Annotated in this window: 12 protein-coding genes and 5 tRNA genes; 7 read left to right on the top strand and 10 right to left on the bottom strand. The window is 73.2% G+C overall.

What is annotated here, in order from left to right; translation table 11 throughout:
* Positions 1-695: 695 nt before the first annotated feature.
* A complete protein-coding gene (locus tag EMA09_RS13070) occupies positions 696-1,295 on the bottom strand; it encodes a TetR/AcrR family transcriptional regulator (protein ID WP_129841230.1) in 600 nt (199 codons plus the stop codon).
* 143 nt (positions 1,296-1,438) lie between these two features.
* Here EMA09_RS13070 and EMA09_RS13075 point away from each other — a divergent pair, with 143 nt between their 5' ends.
* Complete coding sequence (locus tag EMA09_RS13075) at positions 1,439-1,657, top strand: hypothetical protein (protein WP_129841231.1); 219 nt, start codon at positions 1,439-1,441, stop codon at positions 1,655-1,657.
* A gap of 133 nt (positions 1,658-1,790) precedes the next feature.
* Here the strand turns inward: EMA09_RS13075 and EMA09_RS13080 are convergent, their stop codons facing one another.
* From EMA09_RS13080 to EMA09_RS13105, 6 genes are all read right to left on the bottom strand, one after another.
* Positions 1,791-2,390 carry a class I SAM-dependent methyltransferase gene (locus EMA09_RS13080; protein ID WP_129841232.1) on the bottom strand — a complete coding sequence of 200 codons (600 nt, stop codon included), beginning with the start codon at positions 2,388-2,390 and terminating at the stop codon, positions 1,791-1,793.
* 81 nt (positions 2,391-2,471) lie between these two features.
* Positions 2,472-2,900 (bottom strand): nuclear transport factor 2 family protein, encoded by a 429-nt coding sequence (locus tag EMA09_RS13085; protein ID WP_129841233.1) that lies wholly within the window; start codon positions 2,898-2,900, stop codon positions 2,472-2,474.
* Between the two features lie 137 nt (positions 2,901-3,037).
* Positions 3,038-3,110: transfer RNA gene (locus EMA09_RS13090), tRNA-Lys, on the bottom strand.
* Positions 3,111-3,157: 47 nt separating this feature from the next.
* Positions 3,158-4,996 (bottom strand): DEAD/DEAH box helicase, encoded by a 1,839-nt coding sequence (locus EMA09_RS13095; protein ID WP_129841234.1) that lies wholly within the window; start codon positions 4,994-4,996, stop codon positions 3,158-3,160.
* Between the two features lie 225 nt (positions 4,997-5,221).
* Entirely contained in the window at positions 5,222-5,812 is a 591-nt protein-coding gene (locus tag EMA09_RS13100; RefSeq protein ID WP_129841235.1) for a hypothetical protein, read from the bottom strand.
* A 77-nt stretch (positions 5,813-5,889) separates the two neighbouring features.
* Positions 5,890-6,258, bottom strand: a complete 369-nt coding sequence (locus EMA09_RS13105) for a metallopeptidase family protein (protein ID WP_206305943.1) — start codon at positions 6,256-6,258, stop codon at positions 5,890-5,892.
* Between the two features lie 136 nt (positions 6,259-6,394).
* Here EMA09_RS13105 and EMA09_RS13110 point away from each other — a divergent pair.
* From EMA09_RS13110 to EMA09_RS13120, 3 genes are all read left to right on the top strand, one after another.
* Positions 6,395-6,467 (top strand) — tRNA-Glu (locus EMA09_RS13110).
* 22 nt (positions 6,468-6,489) lie between these two features.
* A tRNA-Asp gene (locus EMA09_RS13115) sits at positions 6,490-6,564 on the top strand.
* Between the two features lie 4 nt (positions 6,565-6,568).
* Positions 6,569-6,642 (top strand) — tRNA-Phe (locus EMA09_RS13120).
* Between the two features lie 66 nt (positions 6,643-6,708).
* On the opposite strand, the gene EMA09_RS13125 is transcribed toward EMA09_RS13120, so the two are convergent.
* On the bottom strand, positions 6,709-7,701 hold the full coding sequence (locus tag EMA09_RS13125; RefSeq protein ID WP_346655826.1) for an ABC transporter permease: 993 nt from the start codon (positions 7,699-7,701) through the stop codon (positions 6,709-6,711).
* Between the two features lie 113 nt (positions 7,702-7,814).
* On the opposite strand from EMA09_RS13125, the gene hrpA reads away from it, so the two are divergent.
* Together hrpA and EMA09_RS13135 are read left to right on the top strand one after the other, a co-directional pair.
* Positions 7,815-11,774 carry an ATP-dependent RNA helicase HrpA gene (hrpA, locus tag EMA09_RS13130; RefSeq protein WP_129841237.1) on the top strand — a complete coding sequence of 1,320 codons (3,960 nt, stop codon included), beginning with the start codon at positions 7,815-7,817 and terminating at the stop codon, positions 11,772-11,774.
* Between the two features lie 72 nt (positions 11,775-11,846).
* A tRNA-Asp gene (locus EMA09_RS13135) sits at positions 11,847-11,921 on the top strand.
* A gap of 450 nt (positions 11,922-12,371) precedes the next feature.
* On the opposite strand, the gene bldC is transcribed toward EMA09_RS13135, so the two are convergent.
* Together bldC and EMA09_RS13145 are read right to left on the bottom strand one after the other, a co-directional pair.
* Positions 12,372-12,578 (bottom strand): developmental transcriptional regulator BldC, encoded by a 207-nt coding sequence (gene bldC, locus EMA09_RS13140; protein WP_019431930.1) that lies wholly within the window; start codon positions 12,576-12,578, stop codon positions 12,372-12,374.
* A 476-nt stretch (positions 12,579-13,054) separates the two neighbouring features.
* Positions 13,055-13,888 (bottom strand): hypothetical protein, encoded by an 834-nt coding sequence (locus EMA09_RS13145; protein ID WP_206306066.1) that lies wholly within the window; start codon positions 13,886-13,888, stop codon positions 13,055-13,057.
* Positions 13,889-14,139: 251 nt separating this feature from the next.
* On the opposite strand from EMA09_RS13145, the gene EMA09_RS13150 reads away from it, so the two are divergent.
* A complete protein-coding gene (locus EMA09_RS13150; protein ID WP_129844009.1) occupies positions 14,140-15,237 on the top strand; it encodes a Glu/Leu/Phe/Val dehydrogenase dimerization domain-containing protein in 1,098 nt (365 codons plus the stop codon).
* The last annotated feature ends 30 nt before the right edge of the window (positions 15,238-15,267 follow it).

Consider the following 15,267-nt stretch of genomic DNA (forward strand, 5'->3'; position numbering starts at 1 on the left):
CAACCACAGCCGGGCCGCAGAGGCGGCGGCACGGACGCGGGGCCGGGGGCGCCCCTGACCGAAGTCGAACGCGGAGACGGGGAGGCGCCGACGAAGGCGACATCGAGGGACGGGAAGTCGTTGTGACGCACCGGCTCCTCGCCGCCCTCGATCGGCGTGCCGACGGTCGCGTCGTGCAGGCGCCGGAGATCCAGTCGCGGACACGGAAGACGGCCGGCCGCGCCACCACGGCTCACCGTCCGGCTCGGGCAGCTCCCGGCCGGAGAGGACGGCGTACGGCCGCCCGCCGGCGGGGGCGGCGGCCTGCCGTGCGGACGCGAGGGCGCGCTCGGCGTCCCGCCACAGGGCGGGAACCCGGAGTTCACGGGGCATCAGGCGCCGGTAGCGGCGCCGGGCACGCGGGGTGGCGATGAGGTCGTGCCCGGCGAGGGCGCATTCCCTGGCACCCGCGACGCCGCCGCGCGCCAGCCGCCCTGCCGCATGGCCCACAGGCGGACCACGATGAACAGGACCAGCAGCACGTCCCGGCGCCGGCTGACGAAGTCGAACGGATCGACGTTCCTCGTGCGGCGGCGGCCCCCGCCGGCCGGTGCACGGGGAACCGCCTGAACTCCGGACGACCGGCGCGCCACCGGCCCACGACACGACGGGTCGCCTGGGGATCACGCACGCGCTTCGCCACGGGTCCGCCGGTCTCAGCCCGCGCCGAGGAGCCGGTCGATGTGGTGGTCCAGCGTGCTTCCGGCCGACCGGTGCGTGCGGTACCCCAGGGCGACATCCACACCGAGGCTCGTGGCGAGCGACCAGCAGATGTCTGCCTCGGTGCGCTCGTCCTGCAGCGGCGGGCGACCACGGTCGCGTCGGGCGGCGGTGATGAGGCCGGCGGTGAAGGTCAGCAGTTCGTCACCTCCCGGTGCCAGCACCTGGCAGGTCGCGGGATCGGAGACCGCGCGGCCCGCCGCGGCCAGCGAGAAGCGCAGAAGCCGCAGAGTCCCGTCCGACGGGCTCACGAGCGCACGCAGACACGCGCGGAGCACGGCTTCGGGACCGGCGTCGCCGGCCTCCCGGACGGCCCTCTCGATGTCCGCGTTCACGGCCAGCACAGCGCGGTCGAGCGCGTCACCGATCAGGGACTGCATCGACGGGTAGTAGTGCTGCACCTGCCCCATGGAGACGCCGGCCTCGGCGGCGACCCTGCGGAGCGTCACCTCTTCCAGGCCACCCCGCACGGCGAGCGTCCAGACCGCGTCGACGAGGCGCCCTCTGCGCTCCTCGTGATCCACGTACCTCGGCATCGGCCACCTCTTCCACCTCCGTAGCAATGCGAGCGCATTGCAACCTGCCCCACACCTGGTTACAGTGCGATCGCATTGTAAAAACGATCGCCGGCGCGCAACGGCTTCGACGAGCACCGGCCAACGCCACCAAGGGGCTTTCGATGAAGTACACACTCCTTCAGATCCTCGGCATGGTCCTCCTCGTCCTCGGGGCGCAGGGAGCCGTCCGCCAACTCGTCGATCCGGACGACGCCGGCCTGCTGCGCGGGATGCCGGGCGGCCCCGCGCTCGGCATCGGCGTCCACATCGCCGCCGCCGTCACCGGCGCCGTCCTCGCCGGCCGGGCGCACGACAAGGCGAAGACCGCGGAGCGGGATTGAAGGCCCGCCGGCCACGGCCGCCGGCCTCCGCACCGTCCAGGGCGAAGCCGCGGACAACTCCACGTCCTGCGGCCGAACGCCGCCCACGGGGAACCGGCGCCCTCCCGCCACGACCGCCGGGCGTGACGCCCGGTCAGGCCGGTGCGCGGAAGGCGAGCTCGCTCCACCGCACGCCGCCCCGACCGAGGAGATCGGTCTCCCGCCGCGCCCGGAGCACGGGTATCAGCCCGCACGCCCCGGCCTGCGCCACCGTCTCCTCCGCCGGCACGTCGTACATCCGCCGGCCGTCCGGCGGCGGTCCGTGCCGGAGGCTGAGGGCGAGCACACCACCGGGCGCGAGGAGCGCCGCGAGACGCCGCATCCCCGGGGACCGCTCGTCCGGCGCGAGGTGCATCCACACCGCGGAGACGAGGACGAAGGCGAACACCCCGCCCACCCGGCCGAGCGCCGGCAGGGCGTCCGCGATCCAGGTGATCCGCGGATCGCGGTGCCGCCCCGCGGACTCCCGCATCGCGGCCACCGGTTCGACCGCCACGACGTCATGCCCCCGGTCGGCGAGCGCGGCGGCGTCCCGCCCCGTGCCGGCCCCGATGTCCGCCACCCGCGCCGGCCCGTCCGGCAGCAGCGCGACGAACCCCGCGTGCACCTCGTCGAACGCGAGCCCCTCGTACCGCCCGGCCAGCCGCTCCGCCTGCTCGGCGTAATACCGCTGCACGCCCTGACCGTTCACCATCCCACGCCCCCTCATCATTCGCTCACGGCGACCACATGAGAACCGTAAGCGACACCACTGACAATCGGCCGCGCTCCCGGATCAGCAGGCGTCCCAGCGCCACCCGCCCTCCTCACGCGTCCACGGCTGCGCGAGGAGCTGCTGATCGATCTCCGGCTCCCCCACCCCGTACGTCACGCGCGCCGCGCCACCGTCCATCTCCTCCACCGTGAACGACTCGACCGTCAACTCCCCGTACCGGCCCGCGCCGTCCTCCAGCGTCGTGGTGTACGCCTCCTCGTCGATCGTCTCCCTGCACCGTGCGGAGAGCAGGTCGTACGCGGCGTCCGGGTCGGGGGCGAAGAACGCCTCCGTGTACGCGCGGACGGCGTCCTCCAGTTCCGCCGCATCGTCACCGTCGTCATCCCCGCCCCCGCAGCCCACCACCGCCACCGAGACCGCGGCCACCACAAGAACAGAACGGACGAGCAGAGCCGCGCGGCGCGTTCCCCGGATCCCCATGCGTGTCATGAACACAGCGTGGCAGCAGACCCCCTACCGGGGAACCCGCCCGACGGGACGCTCGTCCTGACAGTCCCGCACATCCCCACCAACGCCTGAGGGGCCTTCCCGCCGCGTCGCGCGGCGGGAAGGCCCCTCTCAGCCCGTAGGCCGTGTGGGACTCGAACCCACAACCAAAGGATTAAAAGTCCTCTGCTCTGCCAATTGAGCTAACGGCCCGCAGGGGAAGCATAGCCCCGGCCGGTGCCGCGCCCGAAGGCATACGGTCAGTCGTTCCGCTTCCAGCGCGGCTTGTCCGCCCGGCGGTCGAACGACGGACGGTCGTCCCGCCGGAAGCCGCCCTCACGACGGTCACCCTCACGCCGGAAGCCGCCGCGGTCATGATCCTCACGCCGCCCGTACGGACGACGCTCCCGGTCACCACGGTCCCGGCGATCCCGGTCATCACGCCGGAACCCGCCCTCACGACGGTCACCCTCACGCCGGAAGCCGCCGCGGTCATGATCCTCACGCCGCCCGTACGGACGACGCTCCCGGTCACCACGGTCCCGGCGATCCCGGTCATCACGCCGGAACCCGCCCTCACGACGGTCCCCGTCACGCGAGCCCTCCGCACGGGCCGCCTTCTCGGCACGCCGCGCCTCACGGATCGCCTCGCGCTCGGCCTCCGCCTCCGCCTCGGCCACCGCGGCGGCGATCGCCTCGGCCGACGCCGCGATGGCCTCGGCCGGGTCGTCACCGCGCTCGCGCGCCGCGCGGCCGGTCAGCCGCTCGGCCTCGTCCCGCAGCTCGCCGGCCCGCTCCCGGGCACGCTCCAGCTCCCGCGCCAGCCGCGCGACCTCGCGCTCGGCGTGCTGCACGGCGCCCATCGCCGCCTCGGCCTGCACCTCGGTCAGCGACCTGGCGCCGATGATGTCGACGACGTCCTCGTCGAAGAGGTCCCCGCGCCCGATGACGTGCCGCGAGGCGTCGACGCCCGCGTCCTCCATCAGCCGGAAGATCGTCCGCCGCTGGTGCGGCAGCGCCAGCGAGACGACCGTGCCGGACCGCCCCGCCCGCGCCGTACGGCCGGAACGGTGCAGGTAGTCCTTGTGGTCGGCGGCCGGGTCCACGTTCAGCACCAGGTCGATGCCGTCGACGTGGATGCCGCGCGCCGCGACGTCGGTCGCCACCAGCACGCTGGCGCGGCCGTCCTTGAAGTCCGCCAGGGTCCGCGTGCGCGCGCCCTGGGTCATGCCGCCGTGCAGCGCGTCCGCCCGGACGCCCGCCTCGCGGAGCTGGCCCGCCACCCGGTCGGCGCCGAGCTGCGTGCGGACGAACACGATGGTGCGGCCCTCGCGCCCGGCGATCGCGGCGGTCAGCGGCGCCTTGTCGCGCGGCTTCACGATGAGCACGTGGTGGCTCATCGTCGTGACCGCGCCCTGGGCCGCGTCCACCTCGTGGCTGACGGGCTCCACCAGGTAGCGCTTCACCAGCGTGTCGATCTCGTGCTCGAGCGTCGCCGAGAACAGCATCCGCTGGCCGCCCGGGGGGACCTGGTCGAGCAGCTCGGTGACCTCGGGCAGGAAGCCCAGGTCGGCCATCTGGTCGGCCTCGTCCAGGACGGCGACCTCGACGTCGTCCAGCGAGCAGGCGCCGCGGCCGATCACGTCGCGCAGCCGGCCGGGCGTGGCGACGAGGATGTCGACGCCGCGCTCCAGCGCGTAGATCTGGTTGCCCATGGAGGTGCCGCCGCAGACGACCTTCAGCCGCAGGCCGAGCACGTCGCCGTACGGCTCCAGCGCGTCGGAGACCTGCATGGCCAGCTCACGGGTGGGCGTCAGGATGACGGCGCGGGGGTGCTTCGCGCGGGTACGGCCGCCGGAGAGGCGCGCCAGCGTCGGCAGGCCGAAGCTCAGCGTCTTGCCGGAACCGGTGCGGCCGCGGCCGAGGATGTCCCGGCCGGCCAGCGCGTCCGGGATGGTGGCGGCCTGGATGGGGAACGGGGTCGTGACGCCGTTCTGGGCGAGCTTGCGCACGACGTCCTGGGGCAGGCCCAGGTCGGCGAATGTCAGGGTCGGCTCGTCCTCCAGCGGGAGAAGAGCCTCGGGGGTGGTGACGGACATGCTGATGAGAACCTTCCGGAGTCTTGTGGGGTCGGCACGCGCCTGTGCTCCGTAGGTGCTCTGGACCGCCTGGATGCGGTCAGCCACGGCTGGTGAGGAACGCGCCACACGGCGCGCTGCATCGGGGCGCCGGGCAAGTGGGATCAAACGATCTACAAGCATACGCACGCGGCGCGGTGATGCGCAAACGGGTCACTCGCCCCACGCGCGCACCCGGGCGCCGGCTCAGCTCCCGCCGCCGGGGGACGGGTCGTCCGGCACGGTCGACGGCTCGTCCGGGGGCACGTCGGGGGTGGGTCCGGGGTCGGGTGGCGGGGTGGTCGGGTCCGGCTCCGGATCCGGGTCGGGTGCCGGTTCCGGGGCGTCCGGCGCGGGCCCGGGGTCCGGCTCGGGGTCGCCGTCGGACGCCCCCGGGTCCGCGTCCGGGTCCTCGGTGCCGGCGCCGGCGGGATCGGGGGTGGCGCCGGGCGTGCGCCGGGGCTCGTCGTCGTCCCGCGCGCGCTCCTCGGTGGCGTCACGCCCCTCCCCCGCGCGCCCGTGCTCCGCGTCACCGGACTGTTCGTCGCCACCGCCGGAGCCGCTCCCGCCCTGCGCGCCACCGCCCGCCGTCCCCGCATCCCCGCCGTCCGCGCCGCCGGACGGGGCGCCGGCACCGTCGTCGGCCGACGCATCGCCCGCGCCGGCCGTGTCCTGCCCGCGAGCCGGCCCGCCGGGCTCGACGGTGATGCAGCCGCCCAGCAGCCCGGCGGCCAGCGCGACCGCCGAGACGGCGACGACACGGGGGAAGGCGACGGCGGGACGGGCACGGCTGCGCACGGTTGCGGCCTCCGGATGGGATGCGGGCGGCGGGATCACCGTGTGCTCAACTGCCGCCCTGCGGGCCAGGACACGCCTCAGCCGTAGCCGAGCGCGTGCAGGCGTTCGTCGTCGATCCCGAAGTGGTGGGCGATCTCGTGGACGACCGTGATCTCGACCTCCTCGACCACCATCTCCCGGTCACCGCCCTCGCGCGCGACGAGGCGCAGCGTCGGCCCCATGAACACGGAGATGCGGTCGGGGAGCACACCGGCGTACCACTCGCCGCGCTCGGTCAGCGGGATGCCCTCGTAGAGGCCGAGCAGGTCGGGTTCCTGCGCCTCGGCGGGCGGCTCGTCCTCGACGAAGACGGCGACGTTGTCCATCAGCCGGGTCAGCTCCGGCGGCACGCGGTCCAGCGCCTCGCCGACCAGCTCCTCGAACTCCTCGCGCGTCATCTCCAGCACGCCGTCATTCTCCCCCGGGGCGCGGGGACGAACCGGTGCGCGCCCCCGCCTCCCGAACCGTTTTGCCGATCGCTCGCGGTATCCCCTATGCTTCTCACGTCCCCGACGGCATCGGAAGGTGCCAGGCGGGCCGCCGGCCCCCGTCGTCTAGTGGCCCAGGACGCCGCCCTTTCAAGGCGGTAGCGCGGGTTCGAATCCCGTCGGGGGTACGCGTCACCATGTCGCATGCAAGGTCCTGTGGAGCAGTTTGGAGTGCTCGCCACCCTGTCAAGGTGGAGGCCGCGGGTTCAAATCCCGTCAGGACCGCTCCGGCTGGGTAGCTCAGTTGGTACGAGCGTCCGCCTGAAAAGCGGAAGGTCGCCGGTTCGACCCCGGCCCCAGCCACCGGAAGCAGTACCCGTGAAAGGCCCCGATGGGAGAGATCCCACCGGGGCCTCTCCGTTTTCCCGGTCAGCCGGCGTGCGTGCGGGGCGGGCGGCCGCCGGGGTGGCGGTGGCGCCATGTCCAGAAGACCGCGGCCGACACGACGGCCCAGCCCGCCAGCACCAGGTACGGCTGCGCGTGCTGGTGGCCGCGGAAGTAGACGGCGGTGTGCAGCGCGTTGACGGCGGCACCGGGCGGCAGCCAGCGTCCGATCGCCCCGAGGACGGAGGGCAGCAGCGGCCAGGAGACGGCGCCGCCGGAGGACGGGTTGCCCAGCATCACCATGAGGCCCCATGTCGGGAGGATCGCCCAGCGCCGGATGAGGGCGTTGAACATGGTGAAGACCATCCCGGAGGTGAACATCGTCAGCGCGAGCGTGCCCCAGGTCTGCCAGAACGGCAGCGGCAGCGCGGCCAGCCACCAGTCCACGGCGGCGATGATCGCGAGGCCGCCGAGCAGCGCGTACGCGGCGGTGAAGGCGATGCGCTCGGCCGGGTTCAGGGCGGACGCGTTCACGCTGAGCTGGACGGCGCCGAGGAACCCCATGATCACGCTGGCGATGGAGATGTAGAAGATGGCCAGGCCACGGGGATCGCCCTCGTAGAGCGGCTTGATGTCCTTCACCCGCAGGTCGATGCCGGCCGCCTTCGCCGCCGGCGGCGCGTTCTGCGTGAGGAGCATCGAGACGGACGCGCCGGAGGCGCTGACGAGATCGAGTTCGACGCGGTCGCCGCCGTGGTTGCGGAGGACGGCGAAGACCTCCTGGCTCTCGACGGCGTCCACAGCCTGTGGACGGCTGTCGTAGTGGCGCAGCCGCAGGGACGTGTCGAGCCGGCGTTCGAGCTCCGCCACGAAGCGGCCCGCCTTCCCCCCGGACGGCGGGTCGCCGACCACCGCGACCGGGATGCGGCGCGGCGCCGGGTCCGCCATCGCATACGTGTACGACCCGGCGAACAGTGCCGCCGCCGCTGCCACGATCAGTGACACCACGACCGCGGGGAAGAACACGGATCGCCGCACCACCCGCCACCATTTGCCCACAAAGGCACCCTATGCGGACATCTCTGCCGAAACACGCGCAGTGGGATATCGGCTCGCCGCCCACCCGCCCCGGGTGAGATTCTTGGATGCGTATGCCTACGCACCCCTCCCCCCTGTCCGAGCTGGCCGCGCGGCTGCCCGAACTCACTCTCCGCGACCAGCAGCGCCTCGGCCGCCGCCTCGACGGCGCGCGCCGCATCCGCAAGCCGGCCGCCCAGGCCGCGGTGCTCACCGAGATCGGCGCCGCGATCGAGGCCGCCGAGCAGCGCGTGGCACGGCGCCGCGCCGCCGTGCCCGCCATCGACTACCCGGAACAGCTCCCCGTCAGCCGCAAGAAGGACGACATCCTGGCGGCGATACGCGACCACCAGGTGGTGATCGTGGCGGGCGAGACCGGCTCGGGCAAGACGACCCAGCTCCCGAAGATCTGCCTGGAGCTCGGCCGCGGCGTCAAGGGCCTCATCGGTCACACGCAGCCGCGCCGCATCGCCGCCCGCACGGTCGCCCAGCGCGTGGCCGACGAACTGCGCACGCCGCTCGGCGAGGCCATCGGCTACAAGGTGCGCTTCACAGACCAGGCGGGCGACGACACCCTCGTCAAGCTGATGACGGACGGCATCCTGCTCGCCGAGGTGCAGCACGACCGCGATCTGCGGCAGTACGACACGATCATCATCGACGAGGCGCACGAGCGCAGCCTCAACATCGACTTCCTCCTCGGCTACCTGGCCCAGCTCCTCCCCCGCCGCCCCGACCTGAAGGTCGTCATCACCTCGGCGACGATCGACCCGGAGCGGTTCGCCCGGCACTTCAGGGACCGCGAGGGGCGCGACGCGCCGATCATCGAGGTGTCCGGGCGCACGTACCCGGTGGAGGTGCGCTACCGGCCGCTGCTCGAGGAGCCCGCCGGCGGGGACGGCGATGAGGCGGACGCCGGCGCCGACCGCGACCAGGTCACGGCCATCTGCGACGCGGTGGACGAACTGCAGGCCGAGGGTCCCGGCGACATCCTGGTGTTCCTCTCCGGCGAGCGCGAGATCCGCGACACGGCGGACGCCCTGGAGAAGCGGAAGCTCCGGCACACCGAGATCCTGCCGCTGTTCGCGCGCCTGTCGCACGGCGAGCAGCAGCGCGTGTTCCAGCCGCACGCGGGACGCCGCGTCGTCCTCGCCACGAACGTCGCCGAGACCTCCCTCACCGTCCCCGGCATCCGGTACGTCATCGACCCGGGCACGGCCCGCATCTCCCGCTACAGCCACCGCACGAAGGTGCAGCGGCTGCCGATCGAGCCGGTGTCCCAGGCCAGCGCGAACCAGCGCAAGGGCCGCTGCGGGCGTACCAGCGACGGCATCTGCATCCGGCTGTACTCGGAGGACGACTTCCTCTCGCGCCCCGAGTTCACGGACGCCGAGATCCTGCGCACCAACCTGGCGTCCGTCATCCTCCAGATGAACGCCGCGGGGCTCGGCGACATCGAGCGGTTCCCCTTCATCGACGCGCCCGACCACCGGTCGATCAAGGCGGGCGTGCAACTGCTCGAGGAGCTGGGCGCGCTCGCCGGCGCGCGGCTGACCGACCTGGGCCGGCGGCTCGCGCAGCTCCCCGTCGACCCGCGCCTGGCCCGCATGGTGATCGAGGCCGACCGGAACGGTGTCGCGCACGAGGTGATGGTCATCGCGGCCGCCCTCTCGATCCAGGACCCGCGCGAGCGGCCGAGCGACAAACAGCAGCAGGCGGACGCGAAGCACCAGCGGTTCCGCGAGGGTCCGGCGGAGGAGTCGGACTTCCTCGCCCTCCTCAACCTGTGGTCGTACGTCCGCGAGCGGCAGCGCGCGCTGTCCTCGTCCGCGTTCCGCCGGCTGTGCCGCACCGAGTTCCTCAACTACCTGCGGATACGCGAGTGGCAGGACATCTACGCGCAGCTCCGCTCGGTCGGCCGGACGCTCGGGATCGAGCCGGCGGCGCCGCGCGACGGCGAAGCGGCCGATCCGGCGCGCGTCCACCAGTCGCTGCTGGCCGGCCTGTTGTCGCACATCGGGCTGAAGGACACAGACAAGAACGAGTACCTGGGCGCGCGGGGCACCAAATTCGCGGTCTTCCCGGGGTCGGCGCTGTTCCGCAGACCGCCGCGCTGGGTCATGTCGGCCGAGCTGGTGGAGACGTCACGTCTGTGGGCGCGGGTGAACGCCAGGATCGACCCCGACTGGATCGAGCCGCTCGCCGGCCACCTCGTGAAGCGGACGTACAGCGAGCCGCACTGGGAGCAGCGGCAGGCCGCGGTGATGGCCTACGAGCGGGTCACGCTGTACGGCGTCCCGATCGTCGCCCAGCGGAAGGTCAACTACGGCCGGATCGACCCGGAGACATCGCGGGACCTGTTCATCCGGCACGCCCTGGTCGAGGGCGACTGGCGCACGCCGCACCGCTTCTTCGCGGAGAACCGCAAGCTGCTGGACGAGGTCGCCGAGCTGGAGGAGCGGGCACGGCGGCGCGACATCCTCGTCGACGACGAGACGCTGTACGACTTCTACGACCGGCGCGTCCCCGAGGACGTCGTGTCGGGGGCGCATTTCGACGCGTGGTGGAAGAAGAAGCGCCACGAGGAACCGGACCTGCTCAACTTCGAGAAGTCCATGCTCATCAACGAGCGGGCGGAGCGGGTCACCAAGGAGCAGTACCCGGACACCTGGCGGCAGGGCCGGCTGTCGTTCCGGGTGACGTACCAGTTCGAGCCGGGGACGGACGCGGACGGCGTGACGGTCGCGGTGCCCCTGCAGGTCCTCAACCAGGTCACGGCCGACGGCTTCGACTGGCAGATCCCGGGCCTGCGCGAACAGTTGGTGACCGAGTTGATCAGATCCCTGCCGAAACCGATCAGACGGCACTGTGTTCCGGCGCCGGACTGCGCGCGCCGCTTCCTGGCCGCCACCCCCGAGCCGACCGGTGAGCCGCTGCGGGCGGCGCTGGCCCGCGGCCTGACCCGGATGACCGGGGTGCCCGTCGCGCCGGAGGACTTCGACGAGGCGAAGGTCCCCGCCCACCTGCGCGTCACGTTCCGCGTGGTGGACGAGCGACGGCGCCCCGTGCCCGGCGACGCGGAGAGCAAGGACCTCGACGAGCTGCGGGACCGGCTGCGCCCCCGGGCGCGGGCGGCGCTCGACCGCGCGTTCACCGCGGGCGCCGAGGGGCTGACGCGCTGGACCATCGGCGCGCTCCCCCGCACGTTCGAGACGCGGCGCGGCGGCCAGCCGGTGAAGGCGTACCCGGCCCTGGTCGACGAGGGCGCGACGGTCGCGGTGCGGCTGTTCGACACCGAGCGGGAGCAGGCGCGCGCCATGGCCCTGGGCACGCGGCGCCTCATCCTGCTCGGCCTGCCGTCCGACCCGTCGAAGTTCGCGCAGCGGCGCCTGGACAACGCGGCGAAGCTCGCCCTGTCCGCCACGCCGCACGGCAGCGTGCAGGCGCTGTTCGACGACTGTGTGCGGGCGGCGGCCGACCGGCTGATCGCGGCGCACGGCGGCCCCGCGTGGGACGAGGAGGGGTTCACCAAGCTGTTCGACGCGGTGCGGGCGGACATCACCGACCTCACGCTGCGGATCACCGGGCAGGTGCGGGAGGTCCTGACGGCGTGGCAGGCGTGCGAACGGCGGCTGCGGTCCCTCACGAGCCCGGTCCTCCTGCCGGCGCGGACGGACGTCCGCCAGCAGCTCGACCACCTGGTGAAGCCGGGATTCGTCACCGAGCACGGGGCGCGGCGGCTGCCCGATCTGCTGCGGTACCTGACGGCCGTCGACCGGCGGCTCCAGCAGCTTCCGCACCAGGCCGACCGGGACGCGGCACGGATGGCGAAGGTCCACGAGATGCGCGACGAGTACGCGTGGCTGCTCGAACAGTTCCCGGCCGGCCGGCCGGTGCCGGCGCAGGCGGCGGAGATCCCGTGGATGATCGAGGAGCTGCGGGTCAGCTACTTCGCGCACGCCCTCGGCACGGCGTACCCGGTGTCGGACAAGCGCATCATGAAGGCGGTGGACGCCCTGGTCCCGGCCCGCTGACCGGCGCCGGGGCGGGCCGCGCACCCGATTGGCCCCCCGCCGCCATCTGGGGTAGAGTCACGCTCGCGACTTGGTCCTGTGGAGCAGTTTGGAGTGCTCGCCACCCTGTCAAGGTGGAGGCCGCGGGTTCAAATCCCGTCAGGACCGCACGGAGTTGAGCACCACACGTCCGAAGCCCGGACCCCCACACGGGGGCCGGGCTTCTCTCGTGCGAGCGCGCCGGTGGGGGCGTGTCCACGCGCGTGACGGGTGCCGGTCCGGCGCGGGCGTCGACGGGGACGCGCGGGCGGCGTCCGCCCACTACCCCAAGATCATCATGGACGGCAAGAGCCCGCGGATGTGACGGGAGTCACGCCATTCGATAGCGCCCTGAGCTCGCCCAACCCCGCAGCGAAACCTCTCGATTTGATATGTGCAATTGCACGCCCCGCCGGGCGGCCCCGCGGTACCCCGGCCGGCGCCCCTCAGGACCCCTCTACCCGCCCCCGGGCACGAAAAATCGCGCCGGACTCGGCGGAGTCCGGCGCGATCACGTACCGAGCAGGCCGGGGTGGGGGCCCCGGAGCCCGGGCCGTACAGGGGTCAAGACAGGGCGATTCAGGCCTCGCCGCGCTGCTGCGGGATGCCCGCGAGCAGTGCGCGAACCTCCGCTTCACGGTAGCGACGGTGCCCACCGAGCGTGCGGATGGACGTCAGTTTGCCTGCCTTTGCCCAGCGTGTGACCGTTTTGGGGTCGACGCGGAACATCGTGGCAACCTCAGCCGGGGTCAGCAGCGGCTCGGCATCAGGGGTGCGAGCGGTCATGAGCGGCCTCCTCGGGAGAACCGAACCATCTCGGTTCTTTCCTCTAAATTCTGCACCTTGACCCGCGTTGCCCGAAATGGCAGTCGCGAGTCGAGTCGGTTATAGGACGAACGGCATGTCCTCGGCACTACAACTACACCATCCGTCCAGCCGGGTCGGCCAAACCGATGGAATTGCCCTCTCAGGTGTTCAACCTCGGCGGAAGCCGACTGGACCATGCCATAGCGGACGGTCACTCGCCCTGCACGATCCGTCACAGTGCGATGTTTCGCCATCAGCCCCGCCAAGAAGCGCAATACCGATCTGTCCGCCCTTCGACCCACATCGACGCGCGGACAGCGGGAGACCCCCGCGGGCTCCTTGTCCTATTTTGACACGAGGGGGCGGCTTGAAGGCAAGAGTTCCTTCCGTGCCTTCCATCACGCTTAGGGCCTTTAGGCCCCTGACGTGGGGCTTTGGTCCCGAACACCGCTCGATCAGTTGGCGAACTGCCGTTCCCTGACGGCCATCCAGCGCTCGCCGAGACCGTCATACCACCGCTTCGCGGCCTCCTGGTCGCCCGCCGCGAGCGCCGCGAGCCCCGCCGCCGCGTCGGCGGCGGACCGGTCCCGCGCCAACTCCCCCTCCGGCACCGCCCACACCAGCCCTCCGTAGTCCAACTCCAGCAGCGACAACGGGTGGAACTCCTCGATCCAGCGCCCCACATCCGTCAGCGCCTCGGCCAACGGCCCCTCGGGGACCGCCCGTCGAACCGTGCGCAACGCCCGCGCGACCCGCCGCCGGGCCTCCACCATCGGCGTCCGGTAGCGCAGCACCGGGCCGCCCGTGGCGCCCGCCGGCCTGAACTCCCGCTCCTCGTCCGCGAACAGCGCGAACCACCGCACCGGAACGTGCCACAGCGCCGACCTGATCCACACACGGTCCGCCTCGCCGTTCCGCTCCCGCCACCGGGCGTACTCGGCGGCCGCCCGCCGCCGGGCCACCGGCGGCAGCGCCGCGTCGAGCACCGGCTGCGGCAGCAGCCACTGCCCCACCTCGTCCAGCGCGCGCCAGGCACGCAGCCGCGTCCGCCACGGGCACACCCGCAGCTCGCCGCCCTCCACGGTGACGAACGCGTCGCCGCTCTCCCCCGCCGGTACGACGCGCGCGGGCACGGCGGCCAGCGCGCGCAGCGCGTCGCGCACCTCGTCCTGATCCGTGGGCAGGCGCTCGCGCCGGGCGTAGTCGGCCCAGTGCGCGCGCTCCCGCTCGGGGAACGCGGCCAGTGGCTCGTAGACGCGCAGATACGCGGCGTACGGCACCTTGCTCACGGACGTCACGGCCCCTCCCGGATCCCGCGCGCGGCACGGCCACGCGCACCCCTCTCCCCCGATCGTGTCAGTCCGCGCTCCCCGACGCATCCGCCGCCCCCGCACCGCCGTTAGGCTCGTCCCGCCAGCGCCCTCCCGACCCGCACGAGGGCACCCGCCACACGTCCGCAGGAGTCACCACCGTGACCGACGTACGTTCCGCACTCCGCCCCGGCGGCCCCGCCCCGGCCGAACCCTCCGCACCCGACCTCATGACCGCGCTGTTCGCCGCCGACCAGGGCGGCCACGAGCAGGTCGTGCTCTGCCAGGACCCGGCGACCGGGCTGCGCGCCGTCATCGCGATCCACTCGACCGCCCTCGGTCCCGCGCTGGGCGGCACCCGGTTCCACGCCTACCCCGGTGCGCCCCGGCCCGAGGAGGCCGCCGTCCGCGACGCGCTCGCCCTCGCGCGCGGCATGAGCTACAAGAACGCCCTCGCGGGTCTCGCCCACGGCGGCGGGAAGGCCGTCATCATCGGCGACCCCGGCCGGGTCAAGACGGAGGAGCTGCTCCTCGCGTACGGCCGGTTCGTCGCGTCCCTCGGCGGCCGGTACGTCACCGCCTGTGACGTCGGCACCTATGTCGAGGACATGGACGTCGTCGCCCGCGCCTGCCCGTGGACCACGGGGCGCTCCCCGGCGAACGGCGGCGCCGGCGACTCGTCCGTCCTCACGGCCTTCGGCGTCCTCCAGGGCATGCGTGCCGCCGCGCAGCACCGGTGGGGGGACGCCGGCCTGGCCGGCCGCACCGTCGGGATCGCCGGCGTCGGCAAGGTGGGCCGGCTGCTGGCCGGGCACCTCGTCGAGGCGGGCGCCCGTGTCGTCGTCACCGATGTCCGGGCCGACGCCGTCCGCCGCGTCCTCGACGAGCACCCCCGGGTGACGGCCGTCGCCGACACGGACACGCTGATCACGACGCACGGGCTCGACATCTACGCGCCCTGCGCGCTCGGCGGCGCGCTGGACGACAGGACCGTGCCGCTGCTGACGGCGGGCGTGGTGTGCGGCGCGGCGAACAACCAGCTCGCCCACCCGGGTGTCGACGACGCGCTCGCCGCCCGGGGGATCCTCTACGCGCCCGACTACGCCGTGAACTCGGGCGGTGTCATCCAGGTCGCGGACGAGCTCGCCGGTTTCGACTTCGCACGTGCGAAGGCAAAGGCGGCGGAGATCCACGCGACGGCCCTGGAGATCTTCGAACGCGCGGCCGCCGAGGGGATCACCCCAGCGCGGGCCGCGGACCGGGTCGCACAGGCCCGGATCGCGGCCGCCGGGCGCACGCCGGGCGCGCCGGCTGCGCCATCCGCGTAAGACATGTCACCACCCTCGTGCGGGACGTGT

The organism is Streptomyces sp. RFCAC02 (genome assembly GCF_004193175.1).
GTDB lineage: Bacteria > Actinomycetota > Actinomycetes > Streptomycetales > Streptomycetaceae > Streptomyces.